This is a genomic window from Kribbella jiaozuonensis (assembly GCF_005233875.1).
GTDB lineage: Bacteria > Actinomycetota > Actinomycetes > Propionibacteriales > Kribbellaceae > Kribbella > Kribbella jiaozuonensis.
The window spans coordinates 40,396-62,074 of the sequence record NZ_SZPZ01000002.1 but is presented as its reverse complement, the minus strand read 5'-3'; the positions used below and the strand labels follow the sequence as shown (position 1 = coordinate 62,074).

Annotated in this window: 18 protein-coding genes; 7 read left to right on the top strand and 11 right to left on the bottom strand. The window is 68.0% G+C overall.

The genetic code is table 11. The annotated features are described in order from the left end of the window. Window positions 1–32 precede the first annotated feature (32 nt). Entirely contained in the window at window positions 33–1,895 is a 1,863-nt protein-coding gene (locus FDA38_RS11945) for a sialidase family protein (RefSeq protein ID WP_137253892.1), read from the top strand. Here the strand turns inward: FDA38_RS11945 and FDA38_RS11940 are convergent. Both FDA38_RS11940 and FDA38_RS11935 read right to left on the bottom strand, forming a co-directional pair. Then, window positions 1,845–3,086, bottom strand: a complete 1,242-nt coding sequence (locus tag FDA38_RS11940) for a deoxyguanosinetriphosphate triphosphohydrolase (RefSeq protein ID WP_137253891.1) — start codon at window positions 3,084–3,086, stop codon at window positions 1,845–1,847. The genes FDA38_RS11945 and FDA38_RS11940 overlap by 51 nt on opposite strands. A 42-nt stretch (window positions 3,087–3,128) precedes the next feature. Further along, on the bottom strand, window positions 3,129–3,728 hold the full coding sequence (locus FDA38_RS11935) for a dihydrofolate reductase family protein (protein WP_137253890.1): 600 nt from the start codon (window positions 3,726–3,728) through the stop codon (window positions 3,129–3,131). A 72-nt stretch (window positions 3,729–3,800) separates the two neighbouring features. Between FDA38_RS11935 and FDA38_RS11930 the strand changes: the two genes are divergently transcribed. Both FDA38_RS11930 and FDA38_RS11925 read left to right on the top strand, forming a co-directional pair. Beyond that, window positions 3,801–4,343 (top strand): winged helix-turn-helix domain-containing protein, encoded by a 543-nt coding sequence (locus FDA38_RS11930; RefSeq protein WP_137253889.1) that lies wholly within the window; start codon window positions 3,801–3,803, stop codon window positions 4,341–4,343. Beyond that, window positions 4,340–5,593, top strand: coding sequence for an MFS transporter (locus FDA38_RS11925; RefSeq protein WP_137253888.1), 1,254 nt, complete (start codon window positions 4,340–4,342; stop codon window positions 5,591–5,593). Before FDA38_RS11930 ends, FDA38_RS11925 begins: the two co-directional genes overlap by 4 nt. Here FDA38_RS11925 and FDA38_RS11920 read toward each other — a convergent pair. Further along, window positions 5,533–6,162, bottom strand: coding sequence for a TetR/AcrR family transcriptional regulator (locus FDA38_RS11920; RefSeq protein ID WP_137253887.1), 630 nt, complete (start codon window positions 6,160–6,162; stop codon window positions 5,533–5,535). The genes FDA38_RS11925 and FDA38_RS11920 overlap by 61 nt on opposite strands. A gap of 83 nt (window positions 6,163–6,245) precedes the next feature. Here FDA38_RS11920 and FDA38_RS11915 point away from each other — a divergent pair, with 83 nt between their 5' ends. Further along, entirely contained in the window at window positions 6,246–7,091 is an 846-nt protein-coding gene (locus tag FDA38_RS11915) for an alpha/beta hydrolase (RefSeq protein WP_137253886.1), read from the top strand. Here the strand turns inward: FDA38_RS11915 and FDA38_RS11910 are convergent. Further along, window positions 7,056–8,582 (bottom strand): helix-turn-helix domain-containing protein, encoded by a 1,527-nt coding sequence (locus FDA38_RS11910; protein ID WP_137253885.1) that lies wholly within the window; start codon window positions 8,580–8,582, stop codon window positions 7,056–7,058. The genes FDA38_RS11915 and FDA38_RS11910 overlap by 36 nt on opposite strands. Before the next feature lie 174 nt (window positions 8,583–8,756). Between FDA38_RS11910 and FDA38_RS11905 the strand changes: the two genes are divergently transcribed. Next, a complete protein-coding gene (locus FDA38_RS11905) occupies window positions 8,757–9,980 on the top strand; it encodes a hypothetical protein (protein WP_137253884.1) in 1,224 nt (407 codons plus the stop codon). Between the two features lie 46 nt (window positions 9,981–10,026). Further along, on the top strand, window positions 10,027–11,271 hold the full coding sequence (locus FDA38_RS11900; RefSeq protein WP_202877618.1) for an acyl-CoA thioesterase/bile acid-CoA:amino acid N-acyltransferase family protein: 1,245 nt from the start codon (window positions 10,027–10,029) through the stop codon (window positions 11,269–11,271). Here the strand turns inward: FDA38_RS11900 and FDA38_RS11895 are convergent. From FDA38_RS11895 to ppdK, 3 genes are all read right to left on the bottom strand, one after another. Further along, on the bottom strand, window positions 11,264–11,542 hold the full coding sequence (locus FDA38_RS11895) for a YciI family protein (protein ID WP_137253883.1): 279 nt from the start codon (window positions 11,540–11,542) through the stop codon (window positions 11,264–11,266). The two genes, FDA38_RS11900 and FDA38_RS11895, sit on opposite strands and share 8 nt — an antisense overlap. A 148-nt stretch (window positions 11,543–11,690) precedes the next feature. After that, window positions 11,691–12,470, bottom strand: coding sequence for a class I SAM-dependent methyltransferase (locus tag FDA38_RS11890; RefSeq protein WP_137253882.1), 780 nt, complete (start codon window positions 12,468–12,470; stop codon window positions 11,691–11,693). Beyond that, the gene (gene ppdK / locus FDA38_RS11885; RefSeq protein WP_137253881.1) at window positions 12,463–15,123 is read right to left on the bottom strand and encodes a pyruvate, phosphate dikinase; all 2,661 of its coding nucleotides are present in this window, start codon (window positions 15,121–15,123) and stop codon (window positions 12,463–12,465) included. Before ppdK ends, FDA38_RS11890 begins: the two co-directional genes overlap by 8 nt. 286 nt (window positions 15,124–15,409) lie before the next feature. Here ppdK and FDA38_RS11880 point away from each other — a divergent pair, with 286 nt between their 5' ends. Then, entirely contained in the window at window positions 15,410–16,258 is an 849-nt protein-coding gene (locus FDA38_RS11880) for a cobalamin-binding protein (RefSeq protein WP_137253880.1), read from the top strand. Here the strand turns inward: FDA38_RS11880 and FDA38_RS11875 are convergent. From FDA38_RS11875 to FDA38_RS11860, 4 genes are read right to left on the bottom strand one after another with little or no spacing between them, the layout of a single operon-like run. After that, the gene (locus tag FDA38_RS11875; RefSeq protein ID WP_137253879.1) at window positions 16,255–18,213 is read right to left on the bottom strand and encodes a vWA domain-containing protein; all 1,959 of its coding nucleotides are present in this window, start codon (window positions 18,211–18,213) and stop codon (window positions 16,255–16,257) included. The two genes, FDA38_RS11880 and FDA38_RS11875, sit on opposite strands and share 4 nt — an antisense overlap. A 2-nt stretch (window positions 18,214–18,215) precedes the next feature. Continuing rightward, window positions 18,216–19,613: a sigma 54-interacting transcriptional regulator gene (locus FDA38_RS11870; protein ID WP_137253878.1), complete on the bottom strand. Its 1,398-nt coding sequence runs from the start codon at window positions 19,611–19,613 to the stop codon at window positions 18,216–18,218. A gap of 45 nt (window positions 19,614–19,658) precedes the next feature. Beyond that, window positions 19,659–20,936: a serine hydrolase domain-containing protein gene (locus FDA38_RS11865; RefSeq protein WP_137253877.1), complete on the bottom strand. Its 1,278-nt coding sequence runs from the start codon at window positions 20,934–20,936 to the stop codon at window positions 19,659–19,661. Window positions 20,937–20,945: 9 nt separating this feature from the next. Beyond that, entirely contained in the window at window positions 20,946–21,662 is a 717-nt protein-coding gene (locus tag FDA38_RS11860) for a Clp protease N-terminal domain-containing protein (RefSeq protein WP_137253876.1), read from the bottom strand. Window positions 21,663–21,679 lie beyond the last annotated feature (17 nt).

Genomic DNA, 21,679 nt, shown 5'->3' with positions numbered 1-21,679 from the left:
CATCAGACGTCCTATGTCCTCCCTGGAGAGTCATGCGCGTTCTCACCGCCCTACTGATGATCAGCACCTTCATAACCTCACCAGCACCCGCCACCGCCGAAGCGCCGTTCGTCGACGACAGTGTGCTGTTCCAGCAGAAAACCGAGGGATATTCGTGCTTCCGGATCCCCGCCGTGGTGCACGCGACCGACGGTGAAGTGCTCGCGTTCGCCGAAGGCCGGGTCGCGGACTGCGGCGACGACGGCGACATCGACATCGTGCTCAAGCGGTCCTCGGACGGCGGCAAGACCTGGGGTCCGCTGCAGGTCGTCTCCGACGGCAACGGCAGTACGCACGGCAACCCCGTACCGATCGTCGACCAGAAGACCGGCCGGATCGTGCTCGTCACCACGCACAACGGTCCGCAGCCGTGCACGAACGGCTGTGACCGCGATCCGTACGTCCAGACCAGCGACGACTTCGGCGCCACCTGGACCGCGCCTCGCGAGCTGACCGACGCCAAGCTGCCGAGCTGGAACTTCTGGTACGCGACCGGCCCGATGCACGGGATCCAGCTCCAGCACGGACCGCACGCCGGCCGGCTGATCGTCGGCGCGACCTACGAGACGTACGACGGCGTCGGCCCACACGTGTACGGCGGCCATCTCATCTACAGCGACGACTCCGGCGAGACCTGGCACATCGGCGCGACCATGGCCCGCGACGACGGCAAGGTGATCGTAGGCGAGATCACCGTCGTCGAGCTGACCGACGGGCGGATCTACGCGCTGGCACGTGAACGCGGTACCGATCCGGGCAACCGTGCGTACGCGATCAGCAGCGACGGCGGGGCGACGTTCGACGCGCCGTTCAAGACGATCCCGCAGCTGGTGATGCCCGACGTACAAGGCTCGCTGCTGCGGTTCAGCGCGCGCAACGAAGGCGATCGGCAGAACCGGATCCTGTTCTCGGCGCCGGCGCATCCGGCCGCGCGCGAGGTGATGACGGTGCGATCGTCGTACGACGAGGCGCGGTCGTTCGGCACGTGGCAGCAGGGGAAGGTCTTCTACTGGGGACCGTCGGCGTACTCCGACATGGTGCGGCTGGACGGGGATCAGGCCGGGCTTTTGTACGAGGCGGGCGTCGCGAGCCCGTACGAGACGATCCGGTGGGCCCGGTTCAACGAGGCGTACCTGTCGACGCCGAACGGTACGCCGCCCGGCATCCCCGGCCCGCCCGCGCCCGGGCCGCGCACCGCTGACGTTGGTCCCGCCCACAATCCGGCGTACGTCCGCGGCGGGGCGACTGTTGCCGCGGGCAAGTTCGGGAACGGGCTGGCAATGGACGGCGTGGACGACTACGTCGAGGTGCCGTTCGACCGGTCGATCGACCTCGGTGCGGACGACTTCACGCTGATGACCTGGATCAAGTACGGCGCGACGACGGGGTCGCACGCGATCCTGTGGGCCTATCGCACCGGCTCCGGCACCACGCCGCAGATCTGGTTGCGGGCAGAGCCGGCGAGCAATCGGATCCGCGCCTTGCTGGCGGTGGATCGCTACAACGTGACGGTGCAGTCTGCGTCGGCGTATAACGACGATCAGTGGCATCACGTCGTACTCCAGCGGGTGAAGGGGAAGCTGCGGTTGCTGGTCGATGGTGTTGAGGTCGGCTCTGCGACGGCGCCGGCTGGTTCGGTGACGGCGGGCAAGGAGTTCGGCGTACAGGGCATTCATGTCGGCCAGCGGGTCGACGGCGCCAACCGTTTCGTGGGGACGCTCGATGAGGTCCGCGTTTACCGGCGTGCCCTGTCGGATGCGGAACTGCAGCAGATCCGCGACACCAACAACCCCATCCGCTCGCAGCTAGGGCTGGATCTTCCCCTCGACCAGGTGGGCATGCCAGGCCAGAGCTGAAGGGTCGGTGAGGGACGCGACCTGGTCGACGACGACGCGCAGGCGGGCGTTGTCGTCGACCGCGTCCGCGAAGTCGGACTGGAACGGGAGGTCGAGGTTGCGTGGCGCTGTCTTCCACAGCGCCTCGACCAGTTCGGTGAGGAGCTCGCGCTGAGTGGCGCGGCGGGCCTGGCGCTCGCGTGAGTCGAGGACGTGGAACATGCCCACGCCCTTCAACAGACCGATCTCGGTGCGGATGCCGTCGGGGACGACGAGGTCAGCCTCGTAGCGGATCAAGCGGGAGCGGCCGAAGACGGCATGTGTGGCCTGCTCGGCGGCGGTGGCGAACCGGCCGATCAGCTGACTCGTGAGGTCCTTGAGGCCGCCGAGCGCACGTCGACTGTCGTCGAAGGTCGAGCCGGGCCAGTAGATCAGCGAGGTCAGCCGGGCCCAGCCCTCGTCGAGCTCCGCGTCGGTTGCCTCGGGCAAATACATCTGCCGGACCGTCTGCCAGTACGGCGCTCTGTCCGCATCGACCGCGGCGAGATCGAGATGATGCGCGACGATCGCGTCCTCGACATCGTGCACGGAGTACGCGACGTCGTCGGCGAAGTCCATCACCTGCGCCTCCAGGCAGCGGCGCTCCCCCACGCCCGGACGCAGCCAGGTGAAAACGGCGAGATCGTCGTCGTACACCCCGAACTTGCGCTCGCCGGGGCGGCGCGGCCACGGGTACTTCGTCGCGGCGTCGAGCGTGGCGCGACTCAGATTCAGCCCGACGCTGCGTCCCTCGGCGTCGAAGGTCTTCGACTCCAGCCGCGTCAACAGTCGCAGCGTCTGCGCGTTGCCCTCGAAGCCGCCGATGTCCGCCGCGACCTGGTCGAGCGCGCGCTCACCGTTGTGGCCGAACGGCGGATGCCCGAGATCATGCGACAAACAGGCCGCGTCGACGATGTCCGGATCGCAGCCGAGCGTCGCCGCCAGCTCGCGGCCGATCTGGGCGACCTCGAGGCTGTGGGTCAGCCGGTTCCGGGTGAAGTCGTCGCTGCCGGCCGTCACGACCTGCGTCTTGGCCGCCAGCCGCCGCAACGCCGCACTGTGCAGCACGCGCGCGCGATCACGCGCGAACGCGGTCCGGCCCGGTCGCTTGACCGGCTCGGCAACCCAGCGCTCCGCGTCGTGCTCGTCGTACCCCTCATGCTGCTTCCTCATTACTGCACACAGTAGCCGCGAGCACCGACAGTTTCGCGACGTTCAGATGGCCACGCAGTAACGCATCCAGAGCACGCCGTCCTTGAAGACCTCGGTGCCGACGTGGTGCAGGTTGAGCCGGCGGGTGTCGTACCAGCGTTCGCCGGAGCCGACCAGGACCGGGTGGACGAGCAGGGCCAACTCGTCGATCAGCTCGAGCTCCAGGCAGGCTCGCAACAGCGCACCGGACGAATCGACTCGGACGGTGTGCACACCTCTGCGGTCAAGCACGTCGAGGACTTCGGCGAGGTCGACCTGGTCGTAGCCGGTGACGAGTTCGCGGGTGGTCGAGTCGGGTGGGCGTGCGGGCGTTTGGTCGGCGTACAAAGCAAGGACGTCGGACCAGTAGCCGAGGTCGCGGAGTGAGGTCCAGCTGTGGACGCGGGCTCGGCTGTCGACGACCGCCAGCAGCGGGCCCTCCGGTCGCGGGCCGCGCCGGGGAGCAGCGAGTACGTCGGACTCCTGGGCAAGGATCGTGTCCGCGCCGATCAGCGTCACCTCCTCCTGCCAGAGCGAGGCGAGCGCATAGAACCGGGCGAGGTCGACGTCGAACCCCGACGCCACCCCGTCCAGCGAGACCGCCAGCTGAGCCACCACGTGCATACCGCCAAACCTAGGGACGCCCACCGACAAACCTAGTTGCAGAGACTTCTCTGCAGAGATTACTCTGCAACAATGCGACGGATCGATGCCCGGAGTCTGCGCGGACTCGCCCACCCGCTCCGGATGCGCATCCTGGAGGCGATCGAGCTCGACGGACCGGCCACGTCGAGCACGCTGGCGACGCGACTCGGCGAGAACACCGGGACGATCAGCTGGCACCTGCGACTGCTCGCCGAGCACGGGTACCTCGAGGAGGATCCCGATCGCGGCACCAAGCGCGAGCGCTGGTGGCGGCTCCCCGATCGGCAGACCGTTCTGGACCCGTCCGAGTTCCTCGACGATCCCGAGACGCGGCGCGCACTCGACGTCTATCTCCGCGATCTGGTCGAGCGGTACTACAACCGTGTCCGCACGTACCTCGACGAGGACTGGCCAGGTGAGTGGCAGCACGCGGCGGGCCTGTCCGATTGGCGCGACCTGCACCTCACGCCGGATCAGCTGCACAACCTCAACGAAGAGATCGCCGCTGTCATAGATCGGTATACCGGCACCGAACCGGCGGACGGCGCCGAGCGGGTGATCGTCCAACTGCAGTCGTTCCCCCGCCGCTCATGAGCCTCCTGCTGAGCAATCGGGACTTCCGCCTGTTCTGGACCGGCGAGACGATCAACCGCTTCGGCAGCGCGACCTCCTCGGTAGCACTCCCCCTCGTCGCCATTTCGATGCTCGATGCAACAACCTTCGAGGTCGGTCTGCTCACCGCGGCCGCCTGGGCGCCGTGGTTGCTGATCGGACTCCCGACCGGCGCCTGGATCGATCGGGTACGCCGTCGACCGGTCATGCTGATCTCCTGCGTTGTCTCTGCCGGCCTCTTCGCGTTGGTTCCGTTGTCCGGCAGCCGACTGACCATCCAACTGCTGCTCGTCGTCGCGGTGCTCGCCGGCGCGGCATCGGTCGTGTTCCAAACGGCATACACCGCATATCTGCCGACGCTTCTGGCCTCGGCCGATCACGCCGAGGGCAATGCGAAGCTGCATGGCAGCGCCTCGGCAGCGCAGATCGCCGGGCTGGGCTGCGGCGGGCTCCTGGTGCAACTGATTGGTGCCGCCGACGCTGTCCTCGTCGACGCGGCCAGCTTCCTGGTCGCCCTCGCTTGTCTCGCCGCGATCCGCTATCGAGAACGCCGTACGACGATCCCGCGACAGCCCGGCGCGATCCGGGCCGGCATCAGGCTGGTCGCGCAGGACGTCTGGCTGCGCACCCTCACGTTCTTCGGCGCCGTCTCCAACCTCGCACTGATGGGATACCAGGCGATCATCGTCGTCTTCCTCGTCCGCGAAGCGGGCCTCACCGCAGGCACAGTCGGCACCCTGATCGCGGCAGCATCAAGCGGCGGAGTCCTCGGCGCCTTCGTTGGACGGCATACCATACGGTTTGGTACGGCGAGGGCGCTGCTGCTGTGCGAACTCGGATTGCCGACGCTCGCACTGCTGATCCCGTTGAGCGGCGCGAGCCCGTGGTTCTACCTGGTCGGCGCGTTCGGCGTGAGTCTCGGCGTCGTCGGCGGAAACGTCGTGAAGGCAACGTTCCTCCAGTCCTACTGCCCGCTCGACCTCTTCGGCCGCCTCACCGCAACGACGGCCTTCGTCAACTACGGCACGATCCCGCTCGGCGCACTGCTCGGCGGCGTACTCGGACAGACCCTCGGCCTCACACCAGCCCTCTGGATCACGACAGCCGGCGTGCCGCTGGCCGGTCTCGTCCTGCTCGCCTCACCGATCCGCCGGCGCCGCGACCTCCCGACTCAGCGGGGCAGCGTCGTGCCCGCGGTGGCGGTCGACTCCAGCCGCGAGCGGATGGCCTGACGCGCCAGCTCGTACGCCGCGCCGCCGTCGTCGTGCAGGATCGACGCGAGGTTGGCGGCCTCGTAGTACGCGTTGAGCTCGAACGCCAACTGCTTGGCGTCGGCCTCCAGCTCACCGTTGTCGACGGCAGCCTGGACGGCCTCCTCGAGCAGTCCCATCCACTCCCAGTGGACCGTGAGGAGGGCGTCGTGGACGGCACCGCTTCGGGCGGCGTACTCGTGCGAGACCTTCTGGAAGAAGCAGCCACCCGGGAACACCCGGCGCTGCGAGTAGTCGAGCCAGTGCTTGCTCAACGCCCACACGCGCCCGAGACCAGGCTCGACCTCGTACGCAGGGATCACCACGTTGTCGGCGTAGATCCGCCGCGCGGCCCGGATCGTCGACAGCTGCAGCTCCTCCTTGGAGCCGAAATGCGCGAACAGCCCGCTCTTGCTGATTCCGAGCTCGGTCGCGAGCCGCCCGATCGACAAGCCTTCGAGCCCGTCGACCGACGCGATGTCGACCGACCGGCGCAGCACGGCGCGGCGGGTCTGGTCACCCCGCACCAACCGTCCGTCGACCTTCTCCACGGCTCCCGATCCTAGTTGCCCTTGACGATGATCTCGTGCAAAAGTAATAGTACGACCGTTCGTATAGTTAGGGGAGGACGTTCATGCAGCAGCTGATCGGCACGGGTCTGCGGACCATCGGAGCGGTGTCGCCACGGCTCGGCGGCCGGCTCGCGTTCGGGCTGTGGCGCCGCCCGCTCGCCCGCGGCCAGATCCGTGACAGCGAGCGCCACGTCCACGACGCGGCACGGGTCGAAGACATCGACGGCGTGCTCACCTACGCGTGGGGCGACGGCAAACGGCCGGTGCTGCTCGTGCACGGCTGGCGGTCACGGGCATCGCGGTACGCCGGATTCATCACGCGACTGCTCGAGCTCGGATACAGCCCGGTGTCGTACGACGCGCCCGGGCACGGCGACTCCCCCGGGCCGATCGTGTCGATCCTCGGGCATCAGCGAATCATCCAGCAGCTCGAGGAACGGCACGGACCGTTCGAAGGCGTGATCGCACATTCGCTCGGCGTGCCGTTCGCGTTGTACGCGGTCCGCGAGGGCGTGGCAGCGCGGCGGATCGTGACGATCAGCGGCGTCGCGGACTTCGGCTACCTGGCCGATACGTTCTGCGCGGCGCTCGGGCTGGGTCCGAAGATCAACAAGCACCTGCGCCGGTCGATCGAGCGCGGGTACTTCGACGGCGACAACCAGATCTGGAACCGATTCTCGGTCGCGACCGGGAAGGCCGAGCTACTCGTGATCCACAACGACGAGGACGACGTCGTGGACCCAGCGCAGGCGCAGGTGTTGCTGCGGAACTATGGCGAGCGGGCGCATTTCCTGCCCACCACAGGCCTCGGCCACAGCCGGATCCTCCAGGACCCGGCTGTGATCGCCGAGGCGGTCGCCTTCCTGCAGGACTCAGATGTCCCGGAAGGTCTCGATCTGAGCGCCTAGCGAGTTGAGCCGGGTGGCGAGGTCCTCGTAGCCGCGGTTGATCACGTAGACGCTGCGCAGTACCGACGTACCCTTCGCGGCCATCATCGCGATCAGCGTGACGACGGCCGGGCGAAGTGCCGGCGGGCACATCATCTCGGTGCCGGAGAAGTGCGTCGGGCCTTCGACCATCACGCGGTGCGGGTCGAGCAGTTTGACCCGGCCGCCGAGCTTGTTCAGGTCGGTCAGGTAGATCGCGCGGTTCTCGTAGACCCAGTCGTGGATCAGCGTCTGCCCGGTCGCGATCGCCGCGATGACCGCGAAGAACGGCAGGTTGTCGATGTTCAGCCCCGGGAACGGCATCGGGTGGACCTTGTCGATCGGCGCGTGCAGCTTCGACGGGCGGGTGGTGAGGTCGACCAGCCGGGTCCGGCCGTTCTCGGCCAGGTACTCCGTACTGCGGTCGTAGTCGAGCCCCATCTCCTCGAGCAGCGCGAGCTCGATCTCGAGGAACTCCACCGGCGCGCGCCGGATGGTGATCTCGGACTTGGTCACGATCGCCGCGGTGAGCAGGCTCATCGCCTCGATCGGGTCCTCGGACGGCGCGTAGTCGACGTCGACGTCGATGTCTGCGCGGCCGTGCACGGTGAGCGTCGTCGTACCGATGCCGTCGATCTTCACGCCGAGCAGGTCGAGGTAGAAGCACAGGTCCTGGACCATGTAGTTCGGGCTGGCGTTGCGGATCACGGTCACGCCGTCGTACCGCGCGGCGGCCATGATCGCGTTCTCGGTCACGGTGTCGCCGCGCTCGGTCAGCACGATCGGCTTGCCCGGCGTGATCGCCCGGTTGACCAGTGCGTGGTACTGCCCGCCGGTCGCCTTAACCTCGAGGCCGAACGGGCGGAGCGCGGTCAGGTGCGGCTCGACGGTGCGCGTGCCGAGGTCGCAGCCACCGGCGTACGGCAGCTCGAACGCATCCTCGCGGTGCAGCAGCGGGCCGAGGAACATGATGATCGAACGGGTACGACGGGCCGCCTCGGCGTCCATCGAGCTCAGGTCGAGGTGTGCCGGCGGGACGATCTCGAGGTCACCGGCGTCGTTCAGCCAGGTGGTGCGGACGCCGATCGAGTTCAGCACCTCGAGGAGACGGTTGACCTCTTCGATCCGGGCGACCTTGCGCAGCGTCGTACGGCCCTTGTTCAGCAGCGATGCGCACAGCAGCGCGACACCGGCGTTCTTGCTCGACTTGACGTCGATGGATCCGGAAAGTCGCCGGCCGCCGGCGACGCGAAGGTGGACCGGGCCGCCGCCGAGAGAGACAATTTCCGAGTCGAGCGCCTCGCCGATCCGGGCGAGCATCTCGAGGGTGAGGTTCTGATGACCCTTCTCGATCCTGTTCACCGCACTCTGGCTGGTGTTCAGTACTTCCGCGAGCTGCGTCTGCGTCCAGCCGCGATGCTTGCGGGCGTCCCGGATGAGGTTTCCGATCCGGCTCAGGTAGTCATCGGTCACGCGCCGGACCTTATCTCACATGTGAGATACCTCTGCACCGACCCGCCGGTGCCAGCGTATCCAATGTCACGTGCAGCCGAAGCCCGAGGGTCCTGAGGACCCGTGTGACCTGGTGAAACGCCCGCAGCCTACAGTTACCCCCAACTCCCGCCGCACCCCGGAGAGGATCAGCAGATGCCCGACGACACCTCCGCCGCGGTGGTCAACGAGTTCGAGGCGGAGTCGTGGCCGCTCGAGGCAGCCGCGGACAGCTTGCACCAGGTAATCGAAGGATTCCACAACGGTGATACCCGGCCGCTGGTGATCGGCGACGGCGACCAGCCGGTTCTGGTGGTGCTGGCGATCGCCGACCTGGCCGACTTCCGCGCCCGGATCGCCGAGCTGCTCGGCAACCCGGTCGACGCCGGCTGGCTGCGGTACTACCTGCGCTCGAACTTCGACATGAGCTCGGAGCGGCTGGTCGAGCTGCTCGGCGTGGACACGGACCACGGGCTGTCGTCACTGGCCAGCCAGGTGAACGTCGAGCAGGCCGCGACGCTGATGTCCGACCACGTACGCCGTACCGAGGCCGGCGGGAATCCGCTGATGCTGATCGGCGACGGGACGATGGCGACCGCCGCGCTGCTCTCGTTCCAGGCGTTCCAGGTGCTGCTGGCGATGGAGGGCGACGGCAAGGGCGAGGACGACTCCTGCGCTCACGACGACGAGGAGAAGCCGACCACGCCGCTGGAGGTGCTGGCCGAGCGGATCGGGCCGGTCTCGACGCAGCTCGTCGCGCAGATCAACGCTGGTCGCGAGCCGGGCCTGCCGCGGTACGAGCTGCACTTCGAGGACGATCTGGTCGACCACCTACGCGACCTGGAGGCGCGGGCGCAGCAGGCGCCGGGCGCCGGGGCGTACGACGAGTTGAACCAGCTGCTGCATCAGTTCGACCAGATGCGCAGCGGGCTGGTCGAGGTGGACGTTGACGAGGAGGAGCCGGACGAAGCGCCGTACCTGGAGGCGACCGACCTCAAGGCGGCGCTGCCGGACATCCGCGACACCTTCCGCGAGGGGGCCGACGATCCGTACCTGATCGGGCTGGACGGGCGACCGTTCGCGGGACTGATCTCGTACGACCTGTACGAGGAGCTGCAGAAGGTATCGGTCGAGCTGGACGGGACCGACGAGGCGCCCGTGCTGCCGCTGCCCGAGCCGCGCTGGGAGAACGGGCCGCGACTGCTGCCGTTCGAGCTCGCGCTCGAGATGTGCGAAGCGGTGATCGAGGACATCAGCAACGGCGAGGCGTCGATGCTGTTCATCGCCGACGAGGACAACGAACCCGAACTCGTCCTTGCCCCGCTCGTCTGGCTCTGGGCGTACGTCGACCACCTGGACCTCGAAGCCGCCGAAGCCTGATTTCGACGCTGCTCGAAATGACTCCCCCGGGTGTCAATCTGGATCGGTGAACCGATCGTTGCCGACTGCGCTCGCCTGTTGCCTGGTGGTGGCGGGATGTTCGTCGAACGGATCCGATCACGCTGCCCTCACCGTCGACCAGGCGGTGACGCTGGCCGACCAACCTGTCCACCTGAAGGTGACCGACATACCCGCGAACGAGTCGGCAACCGTCGGCGCCGACGCGGTAGACCGGGACGGAAAGAAGTGGCACGGCGAAGCGACGTTCACCGCCGACGCCCACGGCACCGTCGACCTCGACACCGCGAAGCCCACGAGCGGGAGCTACCAGAACGTCGACGGGATGGGGCTGTTCTGGTCGATGAACCCGCCGGACGGCGATCCCGACAAGCAGTCGTACATCCCGCCGACGGACAACGGACGATTCGTCGAGCACCTCGACGTCTTCGTGAGCCGCGACGGGAAACGGCTCGGGAGTACGACGCTCACCCGGCAGTGGACGTCCGCCGGCGTGACAAGCCAGTCGCTCACGATGGCCAAGCACAAGCTCACCGGGATCTACGTCGCCCCGAAGCCGGACGGCGCCAAGCATCCCGCGGTCCTCCTGCTCGGTGGCTCGGAAGGCGGCATACCTCCGCAGTCGAGCCCGAACCTGTTGGCGTCGCACGGATATCCGGTGCTGGCGCTGGCGTACTTCCACGCGCCCGGCGTACCGGACGACCTGCACAACATCCCGCTCGAGTACTTCGCGTCGGCGGCCGCCTGGCTCGCGAGGCAACCCGGGGTCGATCCGGCGCGCCTGGTCGTGATGGGTACGTCGTTCGGCACTGAGGCGGCGTTGCTGGTGGCCGATCACTTCCCGCATCTCATCGACGGGACCGTGCTGTTCGCGCCGGGCGCCCACCTGACGGGCTCCTTCCCCCGTCAAGGCGGCGCGGCGTGGACTTATCAGGGCAAGGCGTTGGCGCCGGAGGATCCGATCCCGGTCGACGGCGTGGACGGTCCGGTCCTCGCCGTGGCCGGCTCCGCCGACGCGCAGTGGGGTTCGAGGCAGTCCGCGGAGCTGATCATGCAGGAACTCGACACAGCGCATGCCGAGTTCCCGCACGAGGCGGTGATCGTCACCGGCGCGGGTCACGGCGTCGGCGGCACACCGTACCTACCGCACGGCACGATCCTCGACCACCCGATCATCGGGCCGACCGCTCTCGGTGGCACCCGCCCTGCGAACGAATCCGCCCTCCTGCAGGGCTGGGCGAAGACGCTTGCGTTGCTGGGGTCGCTCAGCTGATCGGGAAGAGGGGCTGCCACTCCGAGAGCGTGGCGAGCTCGTAGACGTCGGCCGGGGTGTACGGGTCCTTGGCGAGGATGTCGCGGAGCTCGGCCTCGTCGGCTACGTCGTAGATGAGCAGGGCGCCGGTCTGGTCGGGGAACGGTCCGGCGGTGACGAGCTTGCCGGCTTCCTTCAGCTCGGTCAGGTACTCGCGGTGGGCCGGACGGACCTCGAGACGGCGGTCGGTGTCGGCGGGGTCGAAGCGCAGCTGCACGACATAAAGGGCCATGCCGAAACCCTACAACGACCGAAGAAACAAAGGGATTTGGTGCGGGAAAGGGAGTCACGAGCCGCCACAGCGGCTGGTTCAGGTCAGACCCGAAAGTCGACGAGTGATCTCCCTTCCCGCCCGGTTATTCTGACCAGTCCATGACCCGCTACGCAAGGGGTTGGTTAAGAGAAATTCCTACAGACAGTTGATTCAAATAACGCTTCGTGATCGAGCCCCCGGCTGCCTCGATGCGAGCGCCGATGCAGTCGTACAGTCGGTCACGCCGCTCGATTGTCAAGGCCCGATGACCCGAGTATGAGGACAAAAGTTCGAGGTACTGCGCGGCCGAATAGTCCACATCCCAGACATATCTGCGAAACTCGACGGACCCGAAAAGCCCACTTCGTTCGATCCCTTCGGGATCATTAGGTACGTCGTCCGCCGCGGGTAATCCGTCCGTGGTGGCGTCGTCGGTGAATCGGTCGTAGCAGGACTGCACGTCGGCGAACAACTGCTCGCTTCCGCCCGCGACGTGATGTGTCGACACGACCGCCAGCGCGCCACCCGGCCGCAGGACGTCGACACATCGCTGCATGCGCGTTGCCGGGTCGAGCCAATGGAACGCGGTCGCCGAGACGACGAGTTCGAAGGTCTGCGCCGGCAGGTCCCAGGTGTCGAAGTCCGCGACGATTACTTCGATGCCCGGAAGCCTGCGCTTCAGCACGCCGGCGAGGTCGGGACTGAGTTCAACGGCGGTGACCGGCCAGCCGCGGTCCACCATGGCGGACGTTGCCTGGCCGGTGCCGGGGCCGATCTCGAGGACACGTGGATGGTCGCCCACGATCCCGGCCAGGTCGTCGAAGAGTTCGGGTGGATAGGTGGGGCGGACGCGGTCGTACAGCTCCGCGTCCTCCCCGAAGGTCTGCCGGAGACTCTCTCTAGTCACCCGCCAATGCTGCCCGCCCGGCTTCCAGGCGCGCCACCGGAATACGGAACGGCGAGCAGGAGACGTAGTCGAGGCCGACGTCGTGGAAGAAGTGGATGCTGTCCGGGTCGCCGCCGTGTTCGCCGCAGATGCCGAGCTTGAGATCGGGCTTGGTCGCGCGACCGCGATCCACTCCGGTCCGCACCAGTGCGCCGACGCCCTCGCGGTCGATCGACTCGAACGGCGACACCGCGAAGATCCCCTTCTCCAGGTACCGCGAGAAGAACGCGCTCTCGACGTCGTCGCGGCTGAAGCCCCATGTGGTCTGGGTCAGGTCGTTGGTACCGAACGAGAAGAAGTCGGCCGCTTCCGCGATCTGATCCGCGATCACCGCGGCCCGCGGCAACTCGATCATCGTGCCGATCGGGATCTCCCCCGCGACGCCGACCTCGGCGAGCACACGTTCGACCTCGTCGCGGGCCAGATGCAGCTCCTGTACGGCGCCGACCAGCGGGATCATGATCTCCGGCCACGGATCCTTACCTCGGCCCCGCAGCTCGACAGCGGCGGACGCGATCGCCCGTACCTGCATCGCGAACAGACCAGGGATGACCAGTCCGAGCCGCACGCCGCGTAGGCCGAGCATCGGGTTCTGCTCGTGCAGCCGCTGGACCGCCGCGAGCAGCGCCGCGTTGCGACCCGGGTCCTCGCCGCGCTCACGCGCCACGGCGACCTTCACCGCGAGCTCCTCCATCGACGGAAGGAACTCGTGCAGCGGCGGGTCGATCAACCGGATCGTCACCGGCAGGCCGTCCATCGCGGTCAGCAACTCCAGGAAATCCCCACGCTGCAAGGGCTCCAGCTCGGCCAGCGCCGCCTCGAGCTCGGCGTCGCTCTCCGCGAGGATCAACCGCTCGACGGACTCGCGCCGCTCCCCTAGGAACATGTGCTCGGTCCGGCACAACCCGATGCCCTCGGCCCCGAACCGCCGCGCCCGCGCCGCGTCGTCCGCGGTATCCGCGTTGGTGCGTACGCCGAGACGCCGTACCTCGTCCGCGTGGGTCATCAACCGATGCACCGACGCGACGAGTTCCTCGCCGGCTTCCGGGGCGAGCGAGCCCTCGAAGTACTGCACGACCGGTGACGGGACGACCGGGACCTCGCCGCGGAAGACCTCGCCGGTGGTGCCGTCGATCGAGATCAGCTCACCGGCTTCCATGATCGTGCCGTTGACCTTGATGGTGCCTTGGGCAACATTCACGTCGAGGTCCTCGGCGCCGCAGACGCAGGTCTTGCCCATGCCGCGGGCAACCACCGCCGCGTGCGAGGTCTTGCCGCCGCGGCTGGTCAGGATGCCCTGCGCCGCGATCATGCCGTGCAGGTCGTCCGGATTCGTCTCACGCCGTACCAGGATGACCTTCTCACCGCGATCGGCCGCCTCGACCGCCGCGGCCGAGGTGAAGACGACCTTGCCCGATGCCGCGCCCGGCGAGGCCCCGATCGCCTTGGTGATCAGCTCCTTCTCGGCGTCCGCGTCGAACCGCGGGAACATCAGCTGCGCGAGCTGCGCACCCTTCACCCGCCGGAGCGCCTCGTCGGTATCGATCACGCCTTCGTCGACCAGGCTGGTCGCGATCCGGAACGCCGCCGCCGCGGTCCGCTTACCGACGCGGGTCTGCAGCATCCACAGCTTGCCGCGCTCGACGGTGAACTCGATGTCGCACAGGTCCTTGTAGTGCCCTTCGAGCGTCGCCATGATCTGCATCAAGTCGTCGTACGACGTCTGGTCGAGCTGTTCGAGGTCCGCGAGCGGGACCGTGTTGCGGATGCCTGCGACGACGTCCTCGCCTTGCGCGTTCTGCAGGTAGTCGCCGTACACGCCGTGCTGACCGGTCGAGGGGTCGCGGGTGAAGGCGACGCCGGTGCCGGAGTCCATACCGAGGTTGCCGAAGACCATCGAGCAGATGTTGACCGCCGTGCCGAGGTCGGTCGGGATCCGCTCCTGGCGGCGGTAGAGGATTGCGCGGTCGGAGTTCCACGAGCGGAAGACCGCCTCGGTCGCCAGGTCCATCTGGGTCCGCGGGTCCTGCGGGAACTCGCGGCCGGTGTGGTCATGGACGGCTCGCTTGAACGTCTCGACCAGGGCCTTCAGGTCGTCGGCGTCGAGGTCGAGATCGTTGCGGGTGCCCTTGGCTTCCTTCGCCGCCTCGATCGCGTCCTCGAAGACATCGCCTTCCATACCGAGCACGGTCTTGCCGAACATCTGGATCAGTCGCCGGTACGCGTCCCAGGCGAAGCGTGGGTTGCCCGACTGGTGCGCGAGACCGTTCACGGAGTCGTCGTTGAGGCCGACGTTGAGGACGGTTTCCATCATGCCTGGCATCGATACAGCGGCGCCGGAGCGGACCGAGACCAGCAGCGGGTCGTCGGCCTGGCCGAGCTTCTTGCCCATCTTCTGCTGCAACAGATCGACGTGCTTGTCGATCTCGTCGGCGAGGTCGGCCGGCACCGCGCCGGTCTCCAGGTAGGCACGGCAGGCGTCGGCGGTGATGGTGAAGCCGGGTGGTACCGGCAGGCCGAGATTGGTCATCTCGGCCAGGTTCGCCCCCTTCCCGCCGAGCAGCTGTTTCATGTCCTTGTTGCCTTCGGCGAAGTCGTAGACGAGTTTCGGCACGGTCACTCCCTGGGTTGCAGGCGGGTGCTTTCAGGCGCGGGCAGATAACCCGCTGGCCCGTCGACTCCGGCGGCGGGGGCGTGCTTTCAGGGTAAGCCTAAAAACCAGTCCAGTTGAACACTGGTCTCACGATGCTGACGTGACGCTCCCCACAGGTCGAAGGCCGGAAAACCCTTCCCTGGTTGACAACGCGAGACAATCGGGCTGTCTCAAAATGAATCACAGGCGGGACGCGTAGCGCGGTTTGGTCGGGGTACCGGTCGTTGCCGGCAGCTAGAGTCGGCGGGTGCGCATCGTTTCCCTGCTGCCCTCGGCGACCGAGATCTGCTTCGCGCTGGGTGCCGGCGACGAGGTCGTCGGCGTGACGTTCGAGTGCGACTATCCGGCGGCGGCGCGCGGTCGGCGGATCGTGTCGACCACGGCGTTGCCCGAGGGCCTGACGCCGGGTGAGATCGACGCCGTCGTACGGCGGAAGGTGGCGGCCGGGGAGGATCTGTATCACCTCGACGCCGGTGTACTGCGCGAGCTCGCGCCGGATGTGGTGATCACGCAGGACCTGTGCGCGGTGTGCGCGATCGAGGTGACCGACGTCGAGGAAGCACTCAGCTATCTGGGCTGCCGGGCCGAGGTGGTCACCACGGATCCGCACAACCTCGACGAGGTGCTGACGTCGATCGAGACGGTCGCAAAGGCGATCGGTCGAGACAGCACGCCCCTCGTTGAGGAACTGCGCGACAGGCTCAAGCAACACCAGCATCTGGTTGCAGGGCCGCGGGTCGCGTTGCTCGAGTGGACGGATCCGCCGTTTGCGCCGGGGCATTGGTTGCCGGAGATGGTGGAGCTTGCGGGTGGGACGAATGTGCTGGGAACAGCCGGTCAGCGGTCGGTCTCGATCACCTGGGACGACGTACGCGCCGCGCGACCCGAGGTGATTGTGTCGGCGCCGTGCGGGTTTGATCTGGAAGGTGCCGCGAAGCTGACTGCGGAGTTGCCATTGCCCGCGGACGCGCAGGTGTGGGCGGTCGACGCGAACGGGTACTTCGCGCGGCCGGGGCCTCGCTTGGTGGACGGCATCGACGTACTGGCTGCCATCCTCCAGGGCGAGGCCCCGGATCACGCGATCAGGGTGCGTTAGAGCTTGCGGCGTGTCCTCAGGTAGTCGCCGACCACGGCGGCGCCGAGGCCGTCGGGGTCGGGCGCGAGGACCCGGCCGCCACTGCGCCGGGCGAGCAGGTCGACGAACGCGTTCAGCCGCGGATCGTCACCGAGACGGAAGACGGTCAGCGTGGCACCCAGCTTGGCCAGGCGGTCGACCTCGAAGATCGTCTTGCGAAGCGTGGCCGGCTCGGGTGGGTACGAGAACTCGGCCGTGCCGTCGGGCTCCAGGTGAGCGGTCGGCTCGCCGTCGGTCACCATCAGGACGACCGGCTGGGCGTCCGGGTGGCGACGCAGGTGGCGCCCGGCGAGGAGCAGCGCATGGTGCGCGTTGGTCCCCTGCTCCCAGGTGCCTTCCATCCCGATCAGCTGCGGCAGCTCCACCACCCCGGCGTACCGGCCGAAGGTGATCAGCTGGAGTGCGTCGTTGCGGTAGCGGGTCGAGATGAGTTGGTGCAGCGCGAGCGCCGTACGCTTCATCGGCAGCCAGCGGCCCTCCTGGACCATCGACCACGACGTGTCGACCAGCAACGCGACCGCGGCCCGGGCGCGATGCTCGGTCTCCGCGATCTCCACATCCGCCACGTCGAGCTTCACGCCGCCACCACCGGTGTGGGCAGTCCGCAGTACGGCGTTGCGCACCGTCCGCGGCACGTCCCACGGCTGGGTGTCGCCGAACTCCCACTTCCGCGTTGACCCGCTCAGCTCACCGGCCGCACCGGCATTGGCCGCATCACGCTCACCGGCCCCGCGAGCAGCGCGCAGTACGTCGGCCAACGCCGTCTGGCCGAGCTGACGCAACGCCTTCGGGGACAACCGCAGCGAACCGTCCGGCGCCCGCTCGATCAGACCCTGATCGCGCAGCTCCCGCTCCAGCTCGCTCAGCCGACGCGCGTCGACCGTTGCCTCATCACCCAATTGCCGGGTGAGCGCGTCGAGGTCGATGTCCTCGAGCCGCGCGCCCGGATACGACTGCGCCAGCTGTTCGGCCAGCGCATCCAGCTCCGCGAGGTCGGACATCGCCCGCGCACCCTCGGCGAGACCGAGCGGATCCTCACCGCTCATCTGCTCGGACCCGTACCAGTCCTCACCCGGTCGCAGCGCCTGCAGCTGAGCATCCAGCTGGGACAACTGCTGCGCGAGCTGCGGACTGCCGAACGCCTGCTGCGACAGCTCCATCAACTCGGCCCGCTGCTCGGGTGTCATCGAGTTCATCATCCGCTGCGCCGCGGCCGCACGTTGCGCGAGTACGTCGATGAGCTCCTCGACGTTCTGCGGGTTCTCCGGGAAGAACTCGCCGTGCTTGGCCATGAACTCCTCGAACAGCTCCGGCACCTCGGGCCGGCCCTGCGCGTGCGCCGCGAGCAACGCGTTGAGGTCGGTCAGCATCTCGTTGATCGCCTCGACGTCCTCGGGCGTGGTCTGCTGCAGCGCCTCCTTCATACCCTCGAACCGCGACCCGAGCAGCTCACGCCCGAGCAGTTCGCGGATCTCCTCGTACTTCGCCCGAGCGTCCGACGACTGCCAGTCGTAGTTCGCCAGCTCCCGTACTGCGGCCGCCGTACCGGACGGGAGCGCGTCGAGCTGCGCCTCACGGAACCGGGCGTCGTCGGACGGGTTCGGGAACAGCTCGTGCCGCTCCGCCTCCAGCGCCTCGTTCAGCAGCCGCTGTACGTCGCGCAGCGTGCCGTCGAGGTTGTGCCGCCGCTCGATCTCGCGACGGCGCTCCCACAGACGGCGACTCAGGTCGTCCAGACCCTGAGTGTTCCGGGTCCCGCGCCGGAGCAACTCCTCCAGCGCGGACCGCGGCGACGAACCGTTCATCACGTCGCGGCCGATCTCGTCCAGCGCGTCCCGCAGATCCGCGGGCGCCTTGAGCGGATCAGGCCCGTCGTGCCACGGCCCGTACGACCAGCCCTCTGGAATCGACGACATGATCAGCCGCCGTAAACCGTCGTGTCGTCGTCGGCGTCCTTGGCGACTCGTTTGGACAGGTAGAGCATCTCCAGGGCGAGCTCGACGGCGGCGGCGATCCGGCCGGACGAGTCGTCCGGCTCGACGCCGGCGCGGGCGGCAACATCGTGCAGGACGGGCAGCTCGGGCAACGCGGCCAGCACGTCCCGGCCGGGCACCCGCTCGCCGGTCGTCACAAGGTTGCCGTCGGCAACAGCATGGGCGAGCGGGGTCAGGTCGAGACCGGCGAAGCGCTCGCGTGCCGTGTCGGCCACCGACCGACGCAGCAGGTACTCGAGCAGCTCGATCTCGCGCCCTTCCTCACCCGGCTCGAACTCGAGCTTGCCCCGCAGTACTGCGGGCACCGCCTCCAGGTCGACCGGTCGCGCGACGGCCGGCGTCTCGCCGGTGATCGCGCTCCGGCGCAACGCGGCGGCGGCGATCGTCTCGGCCGCGGCGACCGCGAACCGGGCGGACACACCCGACCGCTGGTCGATCGCGGTCGACTCGCGCAGATGCCGGACGAATCGAGCCAGTACCTCGAGCAGCGGCTCGCCGACCTCAGCGGTGAACTCGGCCTCCTGCCGGATCACGTCGACCTCGGCGTCGATGTCGAGCGGGTAGTGGGTCCGGACCTCGGCGCCGAACCGGTCCTTCAGCGGCGTGATGATCCGGCCGCGGTTGGTGTAGTCCTCGGGGTTGGCCGTTGCCACCAGCAACACGTCGAGCGGCAGCCGCAATGTGTAGCCGCGGACCTGGATGTCGCGCTCCTCCATCACGTTCAGCAATGCGACCTGGATGCGCTCGGCGAGGTCGGGCAGCTCGTTGATCGCGACGATGCCGCGATGCGAGCGCGGGACCAGGCCGAAGTGGATGGTTTCGGGGTCGCCGAGACTGCGGCCCTCGGCAACCTTCACCGGGTCCACGTCGCCGATCAGGTCGCCGACCGAGGTGTCCGGCGTGGCCAGCTTCTCGGCGTACCGCAGGTCGCGGTGCAGCCAGGCGACCGGCAGGTCGTCGCCGAGCTCGGCGGCGCGGCGCTTGGAAGCAGGGGTAATCGGGTCGAGCGGGTGCTCGGGCAGCTCGGCGCCCTCGATCACCGGGGTCCACTCGTCGAGCAGCCCGACCAGCGTGCGCAGCAGCCGGGTCTTGCCCTGACCGCGCTCACCGAGCAGTACGACGTCGTGCCCGGCGAGCAGCGCGCGCTCGAGCTGCGGAATCACCGTGCGGGTGAATCCGACGATTCCGGGCCACGGATCACGCCCGGCCCGGAGCTGTTTCAGCAGGTTGTCACGGATTTCGGCCTTGATCGACCGGGGCAGATAGCCGGCGGCCCGGAGGTCACCAGCCTTACGGGGAAGTTCAGCAGGTGCACTAGTCACGCTGAAGACGTTAGCTCGGTCAGCCCAAACTGCACCTTGTTTATCTCACCGCCTGGGCGTGACGCGTCCAGAGGTGAAGAGGTGAGTCGGTGTGAACGTCAACGGGACCCAGGGGTGCTCCGGAGAGTAACGAACGACGAAATGGTCCCCGTCGAGCGGCTCGGTCGGCAGTACGTCGTACTCGTGCACCGGCTCCTCGGCGAACGCCAGCCGGTCCCCGGTCGCCTCCTCGGTCAGCACGAGGCGGTCACCACGCAGTACGACGTCCAGCCGCACGCTGGCGCGCTCGTACCGTCCGACATGCCGGTCGTCAACCGGACCGTCGACCGGTTGCGGCGCCGCGGGGTGGCTGACGCCCACGTAGTGCTGGAACACCTCGGAGGCGAGCGGCTCGAACAGCCTGGTCCCGTTGCCGGAGTTCGTCAGCAGGCACATGATCAGCCGGGCGTCGGGATCGACCCGCAGGAAGGCGGTCTGCGAGATCGTCGAGCCGTCGTGGCCGAAGATCCGGCGGCCGTCCCAGTCGTAGATCCGCCAGGTCAGGCCGAGATCGATGAAGCCGCCGATGCCGCCGGCGAACGGCACCTGCGGCTCCTGCATCGCCGCATACCTCTCGTCGTCCAGGTGCATCCGGGCGAACTCGAGCAGGTCCGCGGCACTCGCCGTGATCAGCCCGGCCGGGCCGATGCTGCGCGGCAGCTGCCACGTCTTGACCGGCGAGCCGTCCTCAGCCGTGTGACCGCGGGCGGCCCGGTACAGGATGGCTTCCTCGGGCAGGGTGACCGTGTGCGTCAGGCCGAGTGGTTCGACCAGACGCGCCCGCAACGACTCGTCCCAGGCCCGGCCGTCGAGGACCTCGATCAGCCGGCCGAGTACGACGAATCCCGCGTTGCAGTACGAGTACGCCGTACCCGGCTCGAAGAGCTGCTCCACGTCGGCGAGCAGAGCGACGTACCGCTCCAGGCAGTCGTCGCCGCGGCCGGTGTCGGTGAACAGGTCGCCGTCGATACCGCTGGTATGGGTGAGCAGATGACGGACCGTGATCCGCGGATCAATAGGTGCCTCGGGCAACAGTTTGACCACCGGGTCGTCCAGCTGCAGCCGGCCCTCGGCGGCGAGCTGGACGATCATCGTCCCGGTCCACGGCTTGCTCACCGACCCGATCTGGAAGACCGAGTCACCGGTGGTCTCCACCCCGGTCTCGGTATTCAGCACGCCGTACGGCGTGATCGTGGTCGCACCGTCCTGCCAGATGCCGAGCACCGCACCGGGCACCTCAGCCGCTACCGCCAACTCGTTCAACCGCGCAGACCAGTCAGGCATGTGCCTAACCTACTTCTTGAATCCTTCCAGCGCCGCGCGAATATCGGCCCAGGCCGCTGACTCGTCCAGGCCCTGCTCGAGCAGGATCTTCGTGGCGATACCCGCCTGGTCGCGGTAGAAGGCGAGCAGGAGATGCTCGGTGCCGACGTAGTTGTGGCCGAGGGTGAGCGCCTCACCGACCGCGCCCTGTAGGACGTGCGCCGCCCGCCGGGTGTACGGCGGGTTCTCGGCGTCGAGCTCCTTCGGTTCCGTCGACGGCTCGGCGGCCGGGCTCTCGACATCGACGGCTCGGAGGACCGATTCGTCGGTGATGCCGTGCTTGACGAGCACCTTGGCGGCGATCGCGCCCGGCTCCTTGTACATCCCGAGCAGGAGGTGCTCGGTGCCGATGAAGTCGTGGTTGCGGGCCCTGGCGATATCGGCGGCCGCCTGCACCACCGAACGCGCCCGCTGGGTGTAGCGCTCGAACGCCGGCCGCGCGGTCCAGGAGTCGGCGAACCGCTTGTGGGCCGCCTGCTTACTGACGCCGAGCACCGCGCTGATCTCGACCCACGACTTCCCCGAACCGCGGGCCCGGTCGACGAAGAACCCGAGCGCGGCGTCGCCGGTCGTGGTGAGTTCGCTGATCGTCGCGGCCGCGGTCGCGAGCTGCTCGAGCTCGTCGTCGCTGCCGGCGTCGGTCTTGATCGTGTTGATGAGCTGCTGCAGATCAGGTCCAGGAGTCATGCGTCAACCCTAGGTTG